This is a genomic window from Helicobacter himalayensis, from assembly GCF_001602095.1.
GTDB classification, from domain to species: Bacteria; Campylobacterota; Campylobacteria; order Campylobacterales; family Helicobacteraceae; genus Helicobacter_F; species Helicobacter_F himalayensis.
The window spans coordinates 278,952-300,182 of record NZ_CP014991.1 but is presented as its reverse complement, the minus strand read 5'-3'; the positions used below and the strand labels follow the sequence as shown (position 1 = coordinate 300,182).

Annotated in this window: 13 protein-coding genes and 1 pseudogene; 4 read left to right on the top strand and 10 right to left on the bottom strand. The window is 33.9% G+C overall.

Annotated features, from left to right (window positions below; translation table 11 throughout):
* Positions 1-17 precede the first annotated feature (17 nt).
* The 4 genes from A3217_RS09285 to A3217_RS01410 form a co-directional block, all read right to left on the bottom strand.
* The gene (locus A3217_RS09285; protein WP_231860255.1) at positions 18-857 is read right to left on the bottom strand and encodes an AlwI family type II restriction endonuclease; all 840 of its coding nucleotides are present in this window, start codon (positions 855-857) and stop codon (positions 18-20) included.
* Positions 858-981: 124 nt separating this feature from the next.
* On the bottom strand, positions 982-1,824 hold the full coding sequence (locus A3217_RS01420; RefSeq protein ID WP_231860287.1) for a DNA adenine methylase: 843 nt from the start codon (positions 1,822-1,824) through the stop codon (positions 982-984).
* 86 nt (positions 1,825-1,910) lie between these two features.
* Positions 1,911-2,954: a DNA adenine methylase gene (locus tag A3217_RS01415; protein WP_066387065.1), complete on the bottom strand. Its 1,044-nt coding sequence runs from the start codon at positions 2,952-2,954 to the stop codon at positions 1,911-1,913.
* A gap of 110 nt (positions 2,955-3,064) precedes the next feature.
* Positions 3,065-8,131 carry a restriction endonuclease subunit S gene (locus tag A3217_RS01410; RefSeq protein ID WP_066387064.1) on the bottom strand — a complete coding sequence of 1,689 codons (5,067 nt, stop codon included), beginning with the start codon at positions 8,129-8,131 and terminating at the stop codon, positions 3,065-3,067.
* A 312-nt stretch (positions 8,132-8,443) separates the two neighbouring features.
* On the opposite strand from A3217_RS01410, the gene A3217_RS01405 reads away from it, so the two are divergent.
* From A3217_RS01405 to A3217_RS01395, 4 genes are read left to right on the top strand one after another with little or no spacing between them, the layout of a single operon-like run.
* Complete coding sequence (locus A3217_RS01405) at positions 8,444-9,289, top strand: DNA methyltransferase (RefSeq protein WP_066387062.1); 846 nt, start codon at positions 8,444-8,446, stop codon at positions 9,287-9,289.
* Positions 9,286-10,398: a DNA methyltransferase gene (locus tag A3217_RS01400; protein WP_066387060.1), complete on the top strand. Its 1,113-nt coding sequence runs from the start codon at positions 9,286-9,288 to the stop codon at positions 10,396-10,398. Before A3217_RS01405 ends, A3217_RS01400 begins: the two co-directional genes overlap by 4 nt.
* A 2-nt stretch (positions 10,399-10,400) precedes the next feature.
* Positions 10,401-10,733 (top strand): hypothetical protein, encoded by a 333-nt coding sequence (locus A3217_RS09280; protein WP_231860254.1) that lies wholly within the window; start codon positions 10,401-10,403, stop codon positions 10,731-10,733.
* Positions 10,684-12,162 carry a hypothetical protein gene (locus tag A3217_RS01395; protein WP_231860253.1) on the top strand — a complete coding sequence of 493 codons (1,479 nt, stop codon included), beginning with the start codon at positions 10,684-10,686 and terminating at the stop codon, positions 12,160-12,162. Before A3217_RS09280 ends, A3217_RS01395 begins: the two co-directional genes overlap by 50 nt.
* Positions 12,163-12,257: 95 nt before the next feature.
* Here A3217_RS01395 and A3217_RS01390 read toward each other — a convergent pair whose 3' ends face one another.
* The 6 genes and pseudogenes from A3217_RS01390 to A3217_RS01365 all read right to left on the bottom strand — a co-directional run bounded on the left by A3217_RS01390 (position 12,258) and on the right by A3217_RS01365 (position 21,129).
* Positions 12,258-14,429, bottom strand: a complete 2,172-nt coding sequence (locus A3217_RS01390; protein WP_066387058.1) for a DEAD/DEAH box helicase — start codon at positions 14,427-14,429, stop codon at positions 12,258-12,260.
* Positions 14,426-14,887 (bottom strand): annotated as a pseudogene (locus tag A3217_RS09275) (DNA methyltransferase); the annotation flags it as partial. The gene A3217_RS01390 and the pseudogene A3217_RS09275, both read right to left, overlap by 4 nt.
* 383 nt (positions 14,888-15,270) lie before the next feature.
* A complete protein-coding gene (locus A3217_RS01380) occupies positions 15,271-16,647 on the bottom strand; it encodes a DNA methyltransferase (RefSeq protein WP_066387055.1) in 1,377 nt (458 codons plus the stop codon).
* A gap of 145 nt (positions 16,648-16,792) precedes the next feature.
* Positions 16,793-18,124: an adenylosuccinate lyase gene (gene purB, locus A3217_RS01375; RefSeq protein WP_066387053.1), complete on the bottom strand. Its 1,332-nt coding sequence runs from the start codon at positions 18,122-18,124 to the stop codon at positions 16,793-16,795.
* A 169-nt stretch (positions 18,125-18,293) separates the two neighbouring features.
* Positions 18,294-18,599, bottom strand: a complete 306-nt coding sequence (locus A3217_RS01370) for a hypothetical protein (protein ID WP_066387047.1) — start codon at positions 18,597-18,599, stop codon at positions 18,294-18,296.
* Between the two features lie 37 nt (positions 18,600-18,636).
* Positions 18,637-21,129 (bottom strand): DNA methyltransferase, encoded by a 2,493-nt coding sequence (locus A3217_RS01365; protein WP_066387046.1) that lies wholly within the window; start codon positions 21,127-21,129, stop codon positions 18,637-18,639.
* Positions 21,130-21,231 lie beyond the last annotated feature (102 nt).

Below are 21,231 nucleotides of genomic sequence, written 5' to 3'. Positions count from 1 at the left end.
AGATGTTTCTTTGATTTCTAAAATATGAGAATCAATTTCCCCATATAATCAAAATAAGCTTTTTTATCATCAAATTTAGGATAAATAGAATAATTCTTGATTACATATTTTATTTTAGGCATTTCAAAAGTGTTAAAATCAATAAATCTCCCATTGCCTCGCAGTGAAATAAGCCCACAAATTCGCATTTTTCTAATGTATTCATCTATACCCTCTTTACACACTTGAGAAATTTTAAAACGCGTTGTGTTATCCGAATCTAAAAGTTTAAGGCATTCTTTATAAATGATTTCATTAGAATAATTAAAATGAGGATAGAGCAATCTAAAGTTTAAAATAAACTCCGCCAAGTTTGTAAAAATACTATCCCTCCAGCATAAAAAGAATGCGATTTCACTTTTATGGATTTTAGAATCTCCACTTTGTTCTTTGAGCGTTTGCATTGTATTAAGCAACAACAATAAAGGCACATTTGTATTTAAAGTGTTTCTAAAAGGATTATTACTTTGATATTTCATTAAGCAATTTAAAAAGACATTAGAGATTTTTTCTTCATTGCTTGGAATTTCATTGATTGCATCTATAAGCAAATGTCCTGTGTTTGAAATCAGTAAAGGCTTATTCATTGCATAAAAGCAAAATCCAAATTCCATAGGAAGTTTATAAAAAGTATCAAATCTTGAATCCCAACCCTTATCAAACCCTGCTTCTTTATGGTTTTGTGGAGAATTTTCTATGATTTCTTGTGTTTGCTTGTCGTTGAAAATTTCATCAGATTCTAAAATTTCTTTATAGACTTTGTTAGCATATATGGGAACATAAAGCTTATTTTGGATTAAAGAAGCAACAATTTGCATAATAATTTCATGCGTTAAAATTCTATTTTCAAAAGGCAAAAGAGCTTTAAGAAAATCCACTATTCTTTGAGGATTTCTCATTGTGGTGCTAAAAGATAAAATTTTGTATTCTGCTTTTCTTGTTTTAGGCATTGCTTATGTATATCTCCATAGAATCTTTTTTAATTGAATTATCATTAAAGCTAATATAATTGCTTTGTATAGTGTAGCTTTTATATGCTCTAGCAAATTCTTCTAAAAATCTATTATTTTGTCCCTTGTGTTGTAAGAGATTAGTCAGCCCCCATTTAAAACCTTGAGAATCTAATTTTTTAAGAACTTGATACAATTTTTTTTCTTTGTTTTCATTCCACAATTTATTATATTGGCTATTGCTAATAAGATAAGGAGGGTCAAAATAAATAAAATCCTTTTTGTTTAGTGTTGAATTTTCTAAAAATTTTTGATAATCAAGGTTAAAAAATTCCACTTTGGAATACTGCATAAAGTGCAAATAATCTTGCAAAGCATTTAAAACATTCAAATTAAAATCTACATTACCAACAGGTAGATTAAACTCGCCTTTGCTGTTAAATCTAAGCATACGATTAAAGCCATAGATAAGAAGCAAATAGAGTTTTAACATATCGTTTTTATTTTGATTAAAATCTGCTCTTAAACGCATATAGGATTCTTTATTAAACTTAGCAAAATAAGTTTTTTTATAAGCAAGTCTTAGCTCAAGAGGAGGAATCATATTTTCTAAAGAACAGGAAAGTTTGTAATTTTTTATGGTGCGTAGTAGATTTTTTAATAATTCCTCTTTGTTTTGGGATTGCAAAAATGTATGCAAAGTAATTAAATTTGTATCCAAATCGTTGAGTAAATATTTTTTAGCTTTTATGTTTAAAAATGAGCTTCCACCGCCCACAAAAGGCTCAATATAAGTATCAATATCTTGCGGGAATAAATTTTGTAATTGAGGCATAAGCTTATATTTATCACCTACATAAAAAAATGGGGAACGCATTATTTTTCTTTTTGTGAAACATTGTAAGTTATTTGCCTGTATTGTCATTGCACTCTACCTATAAAAATAAATTCCTTATGCCCATCCAAACTTGTCTTTCCACTACTAAAGGCTTTATAATCAAATTCGTATATGTGTATTTTAGCAACAGATTCTAAAATATTTTTTATCTCTTCTAATTGTATTTTATTCCTACTTGAGTTTGATTTAGAAGTATAAGTATTATTATAAGTAACCACCAAAATCTTAGTGATGTGTGCAAGGCTCTCTATCAAATCTTTAAAAACATTTTTTGCATTACTTTTACAATACTCGCTTAAATTTTCTGGCTTTGGTTTTAATGCTACACCATAAAGCTTGGGTTTATGATTTTGTGCTAAGGTTTGAAGAAAATGATAGAATCTACTATATTGCCTAGAATTATAAGGCGGGTCAATAAAGGCAATATCAAGCTTTCTTTCTTGTTTGATAAATGCTTTTGCTAAGGCGTTAGAATCCTCTTTAAAAAGTTCTATTTTTGCTTGCGTTTTAAAAGGTGAAATCAACTCAAAGTGAAACCTATCTTCTAAATTTATATTTTTACGATACGCATCATAATGCCCACAAGTATTTGCCACCCTATCACTGCTATAAAGCAAACTTGCTAGGAGGATATGGAATTCTTTTGTATTAATTTGCTTTTGTTTTAAAAGTCTATCAAGCTCTTCTCTTATAAAGCCTATATGTTTAGCATCTTGAAAGCTAAAAAATTTATCACCAAATGCTTTGGAATAGTAATTTTCTTTAATGTTTTTAAGGGCATTGAATTTTTCTCTTAAAGATAAAAGTTTTTCTTCATTAAAATGCTCTTGTGCAAAGAATCCTTGATAAATTATAAAATTAGATTCTAAAAAATCATTGACTAGAAAGTGGCTAAATTCTGCCTTTTGCATAAAATACGCACTCACAACCCCCGTGCCAGCAAACACATCAAAAAAGCTAAGATTGCTTTGCAAGCTATAATCAAAATGCTCTAAAAGCACTTTGTCAATTTGCTTTAAAAGCTTTGTTTTAGCCCCTGTGTAGCGACGCGAATAAATAGAAAACATCAACTGCCTTTTAAAAAAAGTTTTTGATTATAGTATAAAAGGACTTGTAAATGGTAACTATGCAAGCACAAAAACCTTTAAGCCTTGTCCTTACTCAAATCCCTTAGCATCTATCCGCATAAATGGCTTTTAAGGATTATAGTTTTTTGGCTTTCTAAAAGTTTGCAAGTGGAATCTAAATTTGTGATTTTAGATTCTATATTTTCAATCACAGAAACAATTTTTTCTTGAGATTTTAAAGGAGGGAGGGGGATTTTTGTATCTATAATGGTTTGTGTTGTAATGGATTCAAAAGTCATTCCTTGTCTTCCAACAAATAAATGTTTATTGTAATGCAAGCACAAGAATAAAAACTTGTAGTTTTTAGCACGAATTGCAGCTAATCCTCTACCGATACAGATTTTTTCAAAAGGATTAATATTTACATCTCCAACAGGGGCGCGAACACTCATTAAAATATCATTCTTAAAGCTTTCTTTTGTGATTTGAGAAGTCCAGATATTAGAATGATTTAAATAAATCTCTCCAAAATCCTTTTTGCCTTGAAAAAATAAAAGCCCTTCTTTTTTATCGTTGTAAAACTTAGATTCTGGGGATTGCCCTGCGATAACTTCAGCACTATCCCCAAGTTTCACAGAATCCCAGCCCTCTTTTGGTGGAGTGGGTAGGGAGGTTAAAAGGCTGTGTAAAGTGTTTGTAGGGCTTATGCCACTTTTTTCTAAAACTAAGCTTTTCGCATTGTGCCAAAAAGCTCTTTGTGTAAGATAAAGAGTGATTTGAGTTAAGATTAATTTAAGTTTAGAATTCTCTCTCTCTCTCTCTCTCTCGTTTAAGCTTCTATTTAGAATTTCTGCTTTTTCTTTCTCTAAAGATTCTAAACTAGAATCAATATGGGCGATTTTGGATTCTATATTTTCAATCACAGAAACAATTTTTTCTTGAGATTCTAGAGGAGGGAGGGGGATTTGGAGGTTTGAAAATTCAGGCACGGTAAGTTGTGGAATATTCACTCCGCTATTTTGGATATTTGTATGATTTATAGAAATTTCTAAAAATTTTAAATTCGCTTTCTTTGGATTTGGTGTCAAAACAATTAATCGCACAATGGGGTAAAATGGTTCAAATCTCGCAACCGCATAACCTATCGTTCCTCTTGCCGAAATAGTTAAAGCATTTTGTGTAATTGTGGGTTTATCGGTATAACCATAAAGCCCTTTTTTCTCTACTGCATTGGCATAAATAGGAATTTTACATTCTTGCGTTTGAGTTTGTGAAAAAACTTTTGGTTTGTCTCCTCCTGCTAATAATTTCTCTGCAATTTGTGATATTCTCACAGAATCCCAGCCCTCTTTTGGTGGAGTGGGTAGGGAGGCTAGGAGGGTATTTAATGCTTTTGTATCGGCGGGGTTTGGTTGGGATTGTGTGTTTTGAGATTCTTCGGCTAAAGGTTCTGCGCTTGGAGATTCTTCGCTACGCTCAGAATGACAAAAGGGGGTGTCGAATGGACGAGGGGAAGGTTCGGTTTGACAATTAACATCTTTTGTCTTGTTGAGCGTTAGCGAAATATCTCTATTGTTTGCATTTTCTAAAGAAACTGCGTTTTGAGATTCCGCGTTTAGAGATTCTTCGCAATGCTTAGAATGACAAAAGGGGGTTTCAGAATGAGAATTAAGGGAGTGGGATTCTTCGCTACGCTCAGAATGACAATAAGAGGCTTGAAGGGTAAGAAGTAAATCCCAATCAAGTTTAGATTCTAACTCCGCGATATTTTCTAAAAGCTCTGCGATAAAGGAATCAATTGAATCTAAAGAATCTAAGCCACTAGAGGAGTTATTGCCCCCCCCCCCTGTGTTATTTATGCTAAGGGATTTCGCATTTTCTAAAGAAACTGCGTTTTTAGATTCTTCGCTTCGTTCAGTTTGACGAGAGGAAGCATCAGTTTGACAAATGCCTGTTTTTACTAAAACTGCCTTAATCAGCTTTTGATACTCTGCAATGCTCATTCTTATAATGCTATATTGTTCCTCTATCTTTTCGCATTCTTGGACAATTTGTTTTTGGATTTCTAGGGGAGGGAGTGGGATTTTGAGATTTTTAAATTCTTGTTTTTGTAAATGTTTTAATCCTGCTCCCTTAAATAGAAAATCGTTAATATAAGAAGTTTGGGTTTCAAGCATATAAAAAATAAATTTTGTCAAAGCTTTTCTAGAATCTTGACTTTTAACTACATAAGTATCAGTAGAATATGCACTCTCACCATTATAAAATTGAACAATAGCATTTCCGCCTGTTGAAAGGTAAATATTTTCTCCACTTGTTAGGGCTTCATCATAGCGATAAATATTTAAACCACTAGTATAAAAGGGGTATTTGCCATTTGTATTTTCTTTGGCTTCACTAACTTTCACTTTAGATTTTGGATTTTCTAAAATTATCTCCCCCAACTTCACCAACTCATATTTACAATTTGCAAAGGGATTTGCGTCGAGGTTTCGATTAGATTCTTCGCCGCCGCTTAGAATGACAGAGGGATTTAAAGAAATCGCTTTGTTAAAACTAGGCAAATCAAAGCTTAGTAAATGACAAGCTTTAGTGTAAGTAAGATAAGGATTTAAGTTTTCGTTATGGATTTGCTCATTTTTAAAGGCTTGTTTTATCGCATAGGCGATTTTATCTTTTGCATTGCGGTTAGATTTATCACTTAATAATCCTTGTGTTTCTACTAAACCGCTTGTTTTGTTTTTTGCCTGACTTATGGTGTAGCCTAAGAATTTCTTTTGTGCGTTATTATCTTGTGGGGCATTGACTATAAGTGTTGTTTGCTTGTAAGTTAAGGCAAAGAATTTAAGCTTTTCTCTTTCTAATTTCAAGGCAAAGTCAAAAAATCTTTTGTGTAATTCTTGCTCTTTGCTTTCTTTTTCTAAAGCTAAAAAGTTTTTGGAGTTTAAAAGGGTTTTGATTTCAGCTAGGGATTCAAAATCTTTATAGTATGCTTTAAAGTATTCTAGCTCTAGGCATTTTGGATTTTGGGTTAAAAAGTCTTTGTAAGCTTTCGCATCTATTTTTTGCAGGGCTAGGTAAGATTCAAAAAGTACTTTGTCTTCAAAATTTTCTAAATTCTCATTATTTAAAATCGCTTCAATGCTATCTTTATAAAGCTCTGTTTTTTTAGGAGGCTCATAAAAGCGTTTCAAAAACAAAACAATAGTATTTGTGCCTGTTGTCCCAAAGGTCTGACTCCCAAAGGCACAAATACAATAAATAGAGAAATTTTCTAATAAAATCTCTCTTGTTTTTATGGTGGCTAAATCGGTATTTGAGAGTATGGAGCTTGGCAAAATAATCGCAGCTAGAGCGTTTGGCTTTAAGATGTGTGTAAGCCTCTCAACAAATACATTTTCTATGGCTTTGGAGCTTAAAGAAGTGTGTTGTAGCACTTGAAATTCTATGAATTTATCTTTAGCTTTAAGAATGCTTTTACTTAAATGTTGCTTGAAATCTTTCACAGAATATGGCGGATTACTCACTAAAATGTCAAAAATTTGTTGATTTTCTCCATAAAACTCTACATTGTATTCAAGCCCATCAATAGAGCGGATTTTGGCAAGATTTGCCCCATTTAAAAGCATAGCCACTTGGGTGGTGCGACTTAGGCGATTGTCTTTATCAATGCCATAGAAATGCTTTGAAATTTGCTCATCGCTTATGTTTATGGAATCTTCTTGCGCTTTACAATATTCGCTTATGGCACTTACGCCCTCTGTTAAGAAATGCCCAGCTCCACAAGCAAAATCTATAACCTTAGGAAAGGTGGGCTTGTCTTCTAGGCTTATAAACTCCTCAAATGGCAGGGCATTCCAAATAAAACGTGTAATTGGCACAGGAGTAAAATACCTGCCCTCATCTTCTTTGAAGCCCTCATTTAAAAACTGCTCAAAAAGCTCACCTAAAAATTGCTCTTTGCTTGAATGTGAAATTTTATAAGGGCTTAAAAGTTCTACAACTTCAACTAAAATCTTGCCATTTTGTTTAAATAAATTTTCATTATGCGTTTCTTTAAAAGAAAAGGCGTTTGAAGAAAAAAGTGTGGCTTTTAAAAGTTCTTGTTCAAGGAGTTTTTGCATAGTTTCGCGGTGTTTGCCTATATAAGTGTCGATGGTGTTTGCGATGAAATTATCATCAGTCTTATATACCTCTTCTTTTAAAAACTCATTCATTCCTTTGATAAAAAGCTTAAAAATCCGCTCATACAAGCTAAAGTAAGTATCGCTAAAACTTTTGTATTGAAAATCAAGCTCTTCATTGTCTTTTTTACTCCGCTCATCGACGCATTTACAAAGAAAGAGGCTTAAGAGTTTGTTAAAAGCGTTTTCTTTGTCGCTAATGTTGTTGTGCCTTAGTATTTCTTTGAATCTTACATTGATTCCATCTTCTTTGTTAAAAGGTTTTAAATCTTTTTTTAAAAGAGGTTTAACGCCTATTTCATAGGGTTTTGAATTAAAGATAATATCAGAAAAACTTTGTTTATTATAAGTTTCTTCCCACACACGAAAAAAGTCTTTAGCCTCACTTGCGCTCTCAAAAGTAAGCAAACTATCATCTTTTTTGCTTAAGTCTAAGATGTTTTTATCGTCTTTAAAACGCAAGATTGTTTCATAATGCTTTATGGTTTGTTCAAAATCACTCGCATAAAGTGCTAAATACTCCACGCTCCTAGCTTGAGCAGCGTAAGAAAAAAGCTGTTTGCCCTCTGCGTTATTTTCTAAGTCTTTTTTAGCTTGGTAAAACTCTTTGCCTGCGGTTTTGCATTCTATAATGCAATACACTTCTTTTTCTTTTTTATCATTTTCTTTAAAAATCGTAATATCAGCTCTGCCACTTTTGCCAGAATGCCCTAGTGTCCAAGTCTTTTCTAAAACTAAATCTTGGGGCTGGTAGCCTAGCTCTAAAAGTCTATTTACACATTCTAAAACTACAAAATTTTCATTTTGAGAGAAATTGCTTGTTGTTTTGCTTTCTTGGATAATTTTTTCAGGGTAAATAATCTCTTCCTTAGCAAAATCCACTTGTATAAAAACATTCTCATTTTGATAGCTTTTTTTAAATCTTGTCTTTGCGCTATTTGGACTAAAGCCTAAGTGCATTAAAACTTCTTGCAGATTATCCTTATGTATCATTGCTATGCCTAGAATTTTGGTTTTGTAAAAAGCGTAATTATAGCAAAGTTTGCTAATGGCTTTGATTTAAGAAAAGAGGGGGTTATTCAAGCCTTTAAGCCTCTTTTAAAAGCCTTTTTAAAGGCGTTTAGCTATAATTGGGCGGATTGAGATAAAAGGGGTGTATTTTTTTTGGTGTAAAGCTAACTATCCAATCCTTATCAATGTTTTTGAAAGAAATGGATTTTATTGCTATATAATTACATGCATGTTAAATACAAGGTGGTGGTTAATGTCTTATAAGACAATTATGAGAGATTTTAAGGATAAAATTTGAGTAAGAAATCATTTAATGACCTAAGCACACAAGAATGGGCAAAAAATTCTCGGTCTGTGTGGAATGATGTTTCTTCTCCTCGTTCCAAAACAGCATTGAAGCATGGGGCAACCTTTCCTCAAAAACTCAGTGATAGAGTGATTTCCTTGTATTCAAAAAAGGGCGATATTATTTTGGATCCATTTTTAGGCACAGGCACAACTGCAAAAAGTGCTCTAAGTTTAGGAAGGAGTATTGTAGGTTTTGAGCTTTCGCAAGAATTTTTCTGTTTTGCTTTAGAATCTCTTAAAGAATTTGATACAAATCTATTTAAAGAACAAACAAATGTAAGCTATAACATAGCACAAGGTGATTGCATAGAGTTAATAAATTCTTTAGAAGATGATTCTATAAGTCTTACTTTCACATCTCCTCCTTATGCAGATTTAATTCATAAAATAACAGAAGATAGAACAAGAAGACATAAAAAATCTGCTTTTGTAGTAGATAATAATGCAACAACCAAAATTTACTCTACTCACGAAAAAGACTTGGGAAATATGAATTTTAAATCTTACATGCAAGCGGTCAAAACTATTATGCAAAAACTCTACAACAAAACCAAAATTGGAGGCTATAATATTTGGGTAGTAAAAGATTATAGAGATACAAAAAACAAAATCCCTTATGTTGATTTGCATTCGCATATTGCTAAAGCTGGTGAAGAAGCAGGATTTAAATATCACGATTTGATTATTTGGGACCAAAACGAGCAAAGAAGACTTGTCCTGCTTGGTTATCCTAGCGTATTTTATGTCAATCAAAATCATTCTTTTATTGTAGTGTTAAGGAAGAGTATATGACAAAAATTTTAGAATCTTGTTGTGTTGATTCTGATTTGTATAGAAAACTTCTAAGAAAAATTGATAGAATTCACCCCTATCCAGCAAAATTTACTATTGACTTAGCATTGGAATATGTTGAAAAATATTCCAAACAAAACGACAAGGTTTTAGATCCATTTTGCGGAAGTGGAACAACACTTTTAGCTTGTAGAACACTAAATCGGCAAGGAATAGGTTTTGATATTAATTTCATTGCAGAATTAATATCAAATTTTAAACTTTTATATTTAGAAGCAAAAGATATAGAAATTTTAAAAAACTTTGATTTAGATTTTTTCTACGAGCCCAAACAATTACATCATTATGAAAGCATCAATCACTGGTTTAAGCAAGAATCAATCTTAGCTTTATCAAGCATAAAGAAACAAATACAAAGTTATGCAAATAATAATCAAAAATATTTATTATTTTTGCAACTTATTTTTTCATCAATTATCAATATTGCTTCTAACCAAGATTCTGACACACGATACGCAAGTGTCCAAAAACCTCACTTAAATAAACAATATATCTTTAAAAAATTCAATGAAAAATTAAACAATACACTTGAAATATATAGTGGTTTAGGATTAAAAAACAATAATTCTCAAGTATTCTTGCATAATTCTAAATATCTTACGCAAAAAATTCCAAATAACTCTATATCGCTTATTTTTACCTCTCCACCATACCCGAACACCTATGACTATTATTTGTATCACAAACACAGAATGTTTTGGTTAAATTTTGATGTAAAGTTTTCTATGTTAAATGAAATAGGTTCAAGGAGGGAATATTCAAGCCTCAAACTACCCAAAGAAAAATTTAATAATGATTTATTAGAAATTTTTATGCAATGCAATCAAGTTTTAATGAATAAAGGTTTTATTGTAATTGTAATGGGAGATGGTAAAATTGCTGGAGAAATATATGATTCAAAGAGTGAAATTTTAACAATTTGTAAAAAATTACAATGGAGATTGGTTGATTACTCTTTTAGCGAACTAGATAAAACAAGTCGCTCTTTTACACAAAGCTATCGCACAAAAAATAAAAAAGAATATATTTTAGTTTTGCAAAAGGGCTAAAAATGAAAATTGATGAATTAAGAATTTATGCAGAATGTTTAGAACAAGGATTAGATTTTAAAGAATATTTTTCAAAAATCAATAAAGATTTTGGTATTAAAAATATTTATTTCACAAAAATAAGAGGCAATCTTTTAGCGACCGATTCAATCTTGCAAAGAATAAGCAAACTAAAAGATTTTGATGTTATTGTTACCATACTTTGCGACTCTAAAGAATTTCCAATTCTTTTGGTTGAATATTCTACTGCTGTGCCTACTGATGACCACAAAATGCAAAGAAGCGATGTGTATTTTTGGGCAAGTATTTTTCAAATTTCCTGTGTTAAAAATTAGTCCTTTATCCAAAGCATCGCCTCAAAAACACGGTGGGGGTGATAAAATAACTCTTTTGCAAGAAATCAATTTAGCATTGCAACAAAAAGCAGTTGCATATTTTGTTGATTGGCAGAGTAAAAACTCCATTCTTCTTGCAAATCCAAATAAACTTTCTTGTATCGCTTATAGCAATGATATTCAAAATATTTTAAGAAGTCTTATTTTGACAATGGAAAAATGTGTTGATATTGAGGATTTCTATGCTCAACTTTTTCAAGCACAACAGAAACTACTTAATTTAAAAGAATTGCAAAACTTGAAAGATAATTTTACAAACTCCACTCGATTCCAAAAAAACAACAATGAATTGATTGTAAAAATTAACCGATTTGGACACGCAATGGATCCAGATAGAGGAATTTTATTTTTTGTAAGTATGCTTTTTGGTTTAGAACATATTACAACAAAGTTTATTATCAAACGAGAGAAGCAGAGCGGAAAAGAAAGCTATGATGCACTTTTTGATGGATTTTCAGAATCACTTAAAGATAAACTAGAAATATTAATAAATAAAATAGAAAAAAATCCAAATTCAAATAATGTGCTAAAACTTTTTCAAACTGCTATAGGTGCTTCTGCATTAGAATTTGATAAGTTAGATTCTAGAAGCTATAAAATTCCAAATAATAGTTTAAGAAAATTCCTAGAAACTTATCCAAGTATTACTTATAAATCTATCTTTCTTAATTCTACAAAGCTTCAATTATGTGATTATAAACAAAATATTTTGTGTGAAGTTACTTGGGATTATGAAGCAATTAAACAATACTTGAAAAAACTTAAAACCACAATAAATAAGCCCTTAGATCTGTCGTATTTATTTTTTAACAATGCAAAAGAAGACATTATCACTTACGCAAGTGTAAATATTTTTCAAAAATTAGGTTGCAATATTTTATCTGTCAGTTATCCGGGCGCACAAGGTGATAGGGCTATTTTGATAGGTCAAGGAAGGAAAACTAAAAGAATCTATTTAGATATTATCGCCTACAAAGATTCTCAAAAATTTTTTGTTTTCTTGCATGAGAATAAAGAGAAATTTAATGATTTAAAGAAAGATGAGGAAAAATTACTCAAACTAAAAGATTGCAACATTGATTCTATTCGAACACTTTTTACAAAATTGCATTGTAACAATAACTTTTATCAAAACAATATTTACTTAGGGCTTGGTTCAAAGGTTAATAAAGGTAATCGCCTATTTTCTCAATATTTTAATGTAGATTATATTTTTTCTTTTGATATACAATCATTTAAAGATTCTACAAATATTCTTTATAATATTGCGGTTATCAATTTTGATTTATGTGAGTTTTTTAAGCCCATTCTAAACAAGGAAAACAAACTTCAAGGATTGATATCTATTGAGAAAATTTACAAAACGTGATTGAACACACAACATAAGATAGAATTTTAAGCTTCAAAATTCAATAGTAGGCATTCACAAACCTAATGGAGATTATTACGTTTGCAAAATAACCCCTAATCCTCTTTTAAAAGGCTTTCTAAAGAATCTTTGCTTAAGTTTTTGATTTCTTCTCCATTAGGCTTAAAGCAGTGTATATCCCACCCATCCTCTTTTTTGATAGGTATATAAAAATAATAGCCTGTTTTTTTGCTTATGACTTTATAGGCTTGTTTTAAAGCCTTGATTTTATCCTCATAGCTTTCTTTATCGATGCTTTGGGAGCTTGAAGTATTTATGCTTTTTACTTCAAAAATATGGATTCTATCTTTGTAATCTTTTAAAATAAAATCCGGATAAGAAAAATGATAGCCCTCCAAATAATATTCAAATCTCAAAGCAGACTCAAAGGGAAAATTCTTACCAAAAAGATAGAGTTTTTGCTTATTCACTTCTATGCTTTTTATGAGCCTTGTTTGATTATTTGGATTTGTAGGGGCATCCTCATCATAAAGGTCTATTAAAAATTCCAGCCACTCCTTTTCTGCCTCACTATCAAAATAAAATTCCTTATTCTCTTTATCTTTCTTAGAATTTTCATTGAGGCTTTGCCATATCCACTTAATATCATTCTTGCCAAACTTGCTTTTTTGCAAAAGTGATTGCAAGGGCAGCACTTTATTTTCAGGCTCTACTATGTAGCGGTCTTCATCAAGCTGTGCGTTTAAAAATTTCTTTTTTATCTTTTCTAAATTGTTATTAAAGCTAAACCACCTTGCATAAGCCTCGCTAGTTTCATTTGAATCTAACACATATTTTTCACATTCTTTTTGTAGTTCTTGATTTTTCACAAGTTCTTTATAAAAGGAAAAAATATCTTTTCTAAGTTCTTTTTCGCCCTCTTGTTTTAAGATTTCTCCTACATCAAATTCCTTTTTCTCACCTTCTTTATATTCACCCACTCTTTCAAGCCTTGTTGTGCGCATAGTAAATTCCTTTTGCACCGCATTTTCAAAAAGCCCATTTTGCAAACCTCCTTTTAAACGCACCGCTATGCTTGTTTCACTCTTTGGACAGATACCATACACATACGCCTTACTTACAAGCTCTTGCTCCTCCTTGCCTAATCTTTCAAACTCAAGCAAACAAGGATTCCGCCTTACTCTGCCTATGACTTGCTCATCAAGCTGCTTTGATTTAGAATCGCGTATTTGATAAAGCATACAAGCCCTAGGTATATCCCAACCCTCACTTATAACCATTTTAAAAATAATAATATCAATAGTGCTTGCGCGCTCTTTTGCGTAGTTTTTCCATCTTTTCACAGGCAAATTTTTTGCCCTCAACTCATCATTGCTATCATTGTGTTTAGAATCATTAACAATTAGCATCCATTTTAAATGTGAAAATCGCGTATCTTTAAGCACTTCTTTTAAATTTTTTATCTCACTTTCTGCCTTGTCTTTATTAGAAATCTGCACGATAAGGCAAGGATTAATCCCTAGTTTTTCTACATAATCCTTTTTAAGTTCTATGAATTTTTCTAAAGCCCTTTCTAGCTTCACCTCTTCCTCAAAATACTCCACTTTTTTTATAAGCTTCGCACTTACTGCTTCTTCCTCGCTTATGCGCACATCAGGGATTTGCCCCCTTGCAAGTTTTGGCGTAGCAGAGACATTTAGCACCTTGCTAAAAAACTGGTTGCTTTTGTTTGGCGCATTTGTTTTATGGCTTTTTATAATCAATTCATCTAAGTTATTTGTCGCAATGTGGCTTTCATCTTTGATTAAATAAATCTCCTTTTCTCTCACTTGACTTTGAAAATTCCCTAAATCCTCCCTAAAGCCCTTTAACTCTCGCAAAAATCGCACAAAAGCCCCCGCTTTAAGCTTGCTTTTTTCTTTATACAAATCTCTGGGCAAAACATACACATTATAATTTGTAGGGATAAAGAGGTTTTCCTCATCACTTGTTTCACTCTCTATCAAAAAGGGCTTTAAATGCGTGAATTTGCTTTGAAATTTTTTAAAAGCCTGATAATTTTGCTCGCTTAAATCTCCTTTTGAAAGGCTAGAAACGATAAAAACAATATTTGCATGTTCTTTTAAAAGTGTGTTCATAAAATCTGCTATCATTATGGTTTTGCCACTGCCTGTTGGGGCTTGAAAAGTGATGCTATCTTTAGCTTTAAATTGTTCTATAAGCCTTGCTACTGCCTCTTGTTGTAAGTCCTTAACTGCTTGTATCATTTGCCACCCTTTAATTTGGCTTCATAATCTTTTTCGTCCCTCCCTTGCATTTCAAGCTTTTTTCTAGTTAAGTCAAAGCTCTCGCATATCCATTGTATTTTTTCACAAGGATTGCTAAATTTTTCTAAACCATAAAGTCTTTCATCAATTTTTGCAAAAATTTCTCTATCAAAGGGGCTTATGTGTTTTATCTCGCTTACTTCTAAGCTCCCTCCATAAGGCTTATTTTTCTCAAGCCATTTGAAATTTTTATCCCCGTTATAGCATTCTCCACTCATAATGCGCTTTAGCCTTTTGCTTGTTACATCTACTGCTATGCCTTTTGGATTTAAAGGGGTGATTTCATTATTAGTTACTAAGATAAATTTACGATTGCCGCCATCTTCTTTGTTGAGTTCTAGCACGGCGTGGGCGGTGGTGCCAGAGCCGGCAAAGAAGTCCAAAATAATATCTTGCTCTTCGGGCTTATCTTTTAGCGATAAATCGTGGAGTTCGCCTTTCGCTTCGTCAGTGAATGCTTGTATTCTACTTCCTCGCTCAAGGCTACACAACCCCGATTTCTCATCTAAAATCTTAAGCCCCTGCTTGTCTTTTGAGTTTTTTGCATTGGAATCTAATTTTTGCTCATCTTGCTTGATTTGGCTATCAACTGCTTTTGCGCTGTCTTGAGCGGTAGCGAAATATCTTTGAGATTCTAAAGTCCTGCTTTGCAAGACTTCAGAATGACAAAAGGGGGTTTCAGAATGACAATTAAGGGGGTCGGATTCTTCGCAATGCTTAGAATGACAAGACAAATTGTCATGTTGAGGCGAAGCCAAAACATCTTTAGAATCTTTAGATTCTACGCTATGAAGCTGTTGCCCCCCCCCCCCGCTAAATGCTCTCTATTATTTGCAGTGTTTGGGGTGGTGGAGATTTTAAGGAGGTGTTTGATTAAATTTAGAGGCTTAGGATTGGCAAAAATTTTATCGCCCATTATAGTTTTAAATATAGTTGTTCCGCTACCACTTGAAAAATCAATAAAACTTTTAGGCGGATTTTCTTTGTCTATAATCGCATAATATTCGCCTTTTTCATTTTGTTTTACTTGTTTAGGATTTACCCATTCCTTACGTAAGACAGAATAACCATTTTTATTTTTTTTGATAAGTATTTGATTTTGCGCTATTAAATTTGCAAATTTTTCATAAGAAACTACCCATCTGCCCAATAGATTTCTTTTCTTTGGAGGTCTTATAGCTATGTAACCCTTACTTAATAATTCTTTATCTATTTCTTTATATACTTCATTTTCGTTATTGCTATTTTTTGCTTTTTTGGTATCATAATCCATAAAATGTTGTATATCATGTGTTGCAGGATTATAGAATATAGTATAACCACATAAAACATGGTGATTGAGGTCACTATTTAAATTGCCACTCGTAAATCCACCTCCTTCATAGTAGAATTTATTTGTTGCCTCTTTATATAGTTTTTCTTCTGCCTTTTGCCTTACTTGATTAATGGGCTTAAATTCTATATTTCTAGTATAAGTCAAAATGTATTCGTGGTTTTTTTGCAAAGTATCAGCATCATTTTGTGCGTTACCTTTAAGCCAAATGATGTGTCCGCAAAAATTCCTCTCTCCAAACACTTCATCAAAAAGGCATTTTACATAGGCTTGATTCCTATCATCTATGCTACAAAATATCACGCCATCATCTTTTAGCAATTCTTTTGCTAAGCTTAAGCGGGGATAAAGCATAGATAAAAGATTATCCCTTGAAATGGCGTTATTGTAGTTTGTGTTTGCAAACTCTCCTAAGGCATCTTTGCCATAGGGCGGGTCTATGTAGATAACCTTAACCTTGCCTTTGTAAGTGATGAGCAAGTTTAAAAGAGCGGGGTAGTTATCTCCTATGATTAGGCTATGCTTTAGGGTAGAGTTAGAATCGCTAAAGCTTAAAGCCGCATTTTTGCTTAGATAATGTATATCCTCGCTTTGCTTTTCTAATCTTTTATCAAAATGAAAGCCTGTTCTTTTATAAGTCGTGCCAAGTGCGGCTATGCTTAGGGCTTCTTGTGTGTTTTCAGCGTTTGTAATAAGCTTTTCTAAAAGCTTTGCGTTGTTTTCTTCTATGATTTTATCTTCTACCCTTTGCCTTATCTCTGCTATGAGATTTGCTTTAAGTTGTGCTAGGTTTGAAGTTTGCTTTTGTGAATCTAAATCTTGCATTGTTAAGCCTTTTGTGGATTGTAAGGCAGGGATTGTAATAAATCTGTATTTAAAGTTTGCTTTAAGATTAAGTTTTTCTTAAATTTAGCTTATTATCCCCGGAGTACATTCAAGCAAGATTCTAAACTTATTTTTCAATGAGGTTTCATTTCCCAAACACTCTCTTAAAGATAGAATCCACGCTTTTGGTATAGTAGTCAAACTCAAAGCACTCTCGCACCGCTTCCGCACCTATAAGCCCCACAAGCTCACCATCAGCTAACAAATATTGTAAATATAAGCTCTCACCCTTCTCATTTAGCGCGCTTTTGCCCTCTTGCAAATCCCGCCACACTTTCATTGCATTGCGTTGCACGATTTTATACGCATCTTCCCTTGAGACGCCTTTTTTAGGAAGCTCTAAAAGTATGCGCTGGGAAAACACAAGCCCGCCGGTTAGGTTTAGATTTTTTAGCATATTCTTAGGATAGATGACGAGCTTTTTGATGAGATTGCTTAAGCGCGCAAGCATAAAATCCGTAGTGATAAAACCATCAGGCAGGATAAAGCGCTCCACGCTTGAATGGCTAATATCGCGCTCGTGCCACAACGCGACATTCTCCATCGCGGGCAAGGCGTAGGAACGTATCATACGACAAAGTCCCGTGATATTCTCACTTAGCACGGGATTGCGCTTGTGTGGCATAGCAGAGCTTCCTTTTTGTCCCACTTCAAAAAACTCTTCTGCCTCATACACCTCTGTGCGCTGTAAATGGCGAATTTCTACCGCAATTTTCTCGCAACTACTTGCAAGCAGTGCAAGATCACTCATCACACGCGCATAGCGGTCGCGCTGGATTACTTGATTACTCACAGGCGCTGGACTCAAGCCCAACTCCTCGCACACAAGCTCTTCTAGCTCGATTGGAGTATGCGCGAGATTCCCCATTGCACCGCTTAGCTGTCCCACACTTATGGTTTTCACGCTAGATTCTAGTGCTTTTAGGTGGCGTCCTATCTCATCATACCAAATCGCTAAAACAAGTCCAAAAGTGATAGGCTCGCCGTGAATCCCGTGACTGCGCCCAACCATCAGCGTATATTTGTGCTCCATCGCACGCGTTTTTATCGCCTCGCGCAAGTCTTGTAAATCCTTGATGATAATCTTTAGCGAATCGCGAATCTGCAAAGCCACAGCCGTATCAATACAATCACTCGAAGTAATGCCATAATGCACCCAGCGTGACTCCTCGCCCAAAGACTCCGCCACACTTGTGGTAAAAGCTATCAAATCATGCTTTGTAACCGCTTCTATCTCGTCAATGCGGGCGATGTCAAAGCGGGCGTTTTTGCAAATCTTTTCACAATCAGAATCTGGTATCAGCCCCAAGCGATTCCACCCGCGCACAAGTGCTTTTTCCACTTCTAGCCACGCGCTATATTTCGCCTCCATACTCCAAAGATTTTTCATCTCATCTCTTGCATACCGCTCTACCATTTTTGCTCCTTTTTAGCTTGCCTTAAAAACTAGATTTAGAATCTAAAGCACAATTCTAGCGATTTTTGGCTTTATGATTTTGCAACCACAAAAAATACAGAATCTAATCCTGTTATTGAGTAAAACGAAAAATCCAAGATTCTATAATCTTAAACATAAAAACATCTCTTTACGCCTTTACATTTAAAAGTCCATCGTAGTGATAGTGAATCTCTTGCTCTTTTTTATCCCCTTCTTTGTTTTCAGACGTGTTAGAATCTGTATATGCGCCATTGCCCCCGCCGCTATCTTTATTGATATTTTGCGCCTCATCAGCTGGCGTGATAGATTCTATCTCTTGAAGCTTGCGTTCAAACTCATTAAGACTCGTCTCCTGCACGATGTCAGGACGTGCCTGCGCGTTTGATAGCGCGATTGAACTTGCTTGCGTGTTTTGGTTGATATAAGTGATATTTCCTACAAAGCTTACCGCCATAATCCTCTCCTTGCAAGTATTTAGCTCTTAAAATTCCCTAATATAAATCATCAAAAAGCGTGTGTGTTTTTTCTTTTAATCTCCATTCGCCTGTAGTATAGTTTGGCATAGCTATATCCTCTAGAATCTCTCTAATGAGTTCTTTACTCGGGCTTACACCATTTTTAAGCAAGGGGATAATCTCTAAGCAAATATCATCAAAATAAGCCTTTTTGCCTTGTCTTTTTGCTCCGCGTAAATAAGAGAGCAAGAAATACTTTGTTCTTAACTCTAGCGGAATCGCATTGCTTTTAAATTTCTGTCCTTTTTTGATATGGTATTTTCCGCTTGTTGCATCAAGGTCAAAGTTTGCGGTAATTAAAGGTGTCAAATCCGCATAATCCTTACTTAAGCTATGCAAAAAGCCAAGTTCTAAGCCTTTAATGGTAATCTCTGCGTGGATTTCCTCTAATGTCGCCCCATCATCTCTAGCAATCAAGGCTTCCGCGTGATTAAGCACAAGAGCAGTAATATCATCGCCTAAATGTTCTTTAGCTAGAGTTTTGGGATTTTGCACCTTTTTAAAATAAATAATTAGTTGTCCGCTTAACACAGAAGCTTTAAACTGCCTTTTCTTAAATGTCGTTTGTCCATTATCCTGCCGCACAGAGCCAACATACTCAAAGCCAATCTTTTGCGCCTCCTCTACTAGAATCTGCCATAATTGCGGGTCTTGGTGCTGAAACACAAAGGCAAGCCAGCGATTGTATTTAAGCACGCGATACATTTCTTTTAGGCTTGCTATCATTAGAGTGTGGTATTCCTCTCTGCTTTTTTCTAAACTTCCTTTTTCTATACATTCTTTTTCTTTTAAGCTAGAATCCACAGGCAAATCTAGCCAAACATTCCACATAGCGCTAAGGTCTAAATAGGGAATCTTCGCCCCATAGGGTGGGTCTGTGTAGATGAAATCTATGCTTTGGGATTCTATCTCTCTTAGATTAGTTGCATCGGCTTGGAAGATTTTTTCTCCATTGGTTTTATTCAGCAGTGAATCTACCTTGCTAAAGTCCTCTTGCTCTCTTTTACTTAGCTCTTGGTGTTTAAAATCTTTTATCACTCGTTGTATGGGGAAAAAGTAGGAGTCATAAAAGACGGAGGAGGATTCTAGCTCTTTTTTGCCTCTAATAACTAGTTTTGTCTTGCCTTGAAATATTTCTGCTACATTAAGAAAAATAGGTTTTTTAGCTATTCTGTATCGATAGTATGCCAAAACACCGCTGTTCCCACCCTTACCTTTTCGTGCTTCAGAATCGTGATAAGTCAAATTACACATCGTGATTGTATTTCTGAATGCCAACATAAGACTATACCGCATATTCCTTTTGTAGATTCTATTTTCTTTACTCCCGCTTGGTGTGGTGTGCTTAAAAATGAGTTTGCGTAAAAGAGCAAGTTCGGCTAACTGCATTTTACTAAAGAGACTTAACACGCAATCTACATCACTTCCCTTTGGCAGAATCTCATCTTGAGGAATCCAAAGTGTAGAATCCTGCTCTTTTTGTGTAGCTACTTCGCCAAACTCGCTATCTAGTGCATTAGGATAGTATTTAGCACCTTTTAAAAGTGCTTTTGCTTCTTTTTCATTTTTTGGGCGCAAATTCTCAAACTCGCTTAAAACTGCTTCACTTAAATCGTATAATGCGCTTAAATCACACTTCACACTTAAAGCTTTAACCATAAAAATGCTTAGTGGGTTTAAATCCGTGTGGATTCCCACTCTTTCATTCATCATAGCCTCTATGGCAGTTACGCCACTGCCTCCAAAAGGGTCTAGCACTACATCGCCCTTGTCGGTGAAATTTTTGATATTTTGCGTTACTATATCCCAGCTTTGCCTTGTAAAATACGCGGTGCAGCCAAAATAACGCGCTTTTGCTTGTTTTTTTGGATTAAGTATTGCCTTTGGTAGTTCGCGACTTAGATACCATTCCTCGCTTTTTTTGGGTGTTTTGGAATCTTGACTTAGGGATTGCTTTAAGGATTCTAGCGGGGTGGTGAGATATTGCTTAAGTAGTGTGAAAGTTTCATTTTTAAAGTTATTAGCAAAAAGTTCCTCACAAGAAAAGCTTTGAATCAATTCTTGCTTGTTTGTCTCAAAAAGATTAAATTCCAAACCATTGCAAAGCGCATAAAATGGGGCTTTAAGTTCGGGATTAATAGCATAATAAAAAGCTTGACGCTCAGCCTTGCTTGTAGCATTAATTTTAATCTTTGGAGCTTTTGCGTCTAACACACAATGCGCTTTAGAATCTACATAAAGCACATAATCAGGGAAACGTGTGAGAGTGATTTTCTCATTACTTCCTGTAATTGTGGGACTTGTAAGCCTTAGTGATAAAACCATTTCTAGCTTAGAGTTTTTTTGCGATTGCTTAGAATCTTTCAACACAAAGTCTAGTTGTTTCAAAAGTGGCGCAATGATAAACTCCCGCACAGAATCTTCTTTAAAATCTTCGTTCTCTAAAATTTTAAAATCACAAGTATTCATTTTGCTTTTTCCTCCAAATCAAACTCGCTAAGATTTGCTTCTTGTGCAATTTTAGGACTTGCTTGCGTATTTTGGTTGATATAAGTGATATTTCCTACAAAG

Coding starts and splice junctions, on each gene's coding strand:
- A3217_RS09285 (WP_231860255.1), bottom strand. CDS start 857: ATGCAAATTGTTGCTTCTTTAATCCAAAATAAGCTTTATGTTCCCATA.
- A3217_RS01420 (WP_231860287.1), bottom strand. CDS start 1,824: ATGCCTCAATTACAAAATTTATTCCCGCAAGATATTGATACTTATATT.
- A3217_RS01415 (WP_066387065.1), bottom strand. CDS start 2,954: ATGTTTTCTATTTATTCGCGTCGCTACACAGGGGCTAAAACAAAGCTT.
- A3217_RS01410 (WP_066387064.1), bottom strand. CDS start 8,131: ATGATACATAAGGATAATCTGCAAGAAGTTTTAATGCACTTAGGCTTT.
- A3217_RS01400 (WP_066387060.1), top strand. CDS start 9,286: ATGACAAAAATTTTAGAATCTTGTTGTGTTGATTCTGATTTGTATAGA.
- A3217_RS09280 (WP_231860254.1), top strand. CDS start 10,401: ATGAAAATTGATGAATTAAGAATTTATGCAGAATGTTTAGAACAAGGA.
- A3217_RS01395 (WP_231860253.1), top strand. CDS start 10,684: ATGTGTATTTTTGGGCAAGTATTTTTCAAATTTCCTGTGTTAAAAATT.
- A3217_RS01390 (WP_066387058.1), bottom strand. CDS start 14,429: ATGATACAAGCAGTTAAGGACTTACAACAAGAGGCAGTAGCAAGGCTT.
- A3217_RS01380 (WP_066387055.1), bottom strand. CDS start 16,647: ATGCAAGATTTAGATTCACAAAAGCAAACTTCAAACCTAGCACAACTT.
- purB (WP_066387053.1), bottom strand. CDS start 18,124: ATGGTAGAGCGGTATGCAAGAGATGAGATGAAAAATCTTTGGAGTATG.
- A3217_RS01370 (WP_066387047.1), bottom strand. CDS start 18,599: ATGGCGGTAAGCTTTGTAGGAAATATCACTTATATCAACCAAAACACG.
- A3217_RS01365 (WP_066387046.1), bottom strand. CDS start 21,129: ATGAATACTTGTGATTTTAAAATTTTAGAGAACGAAGATTTTAAAGAA.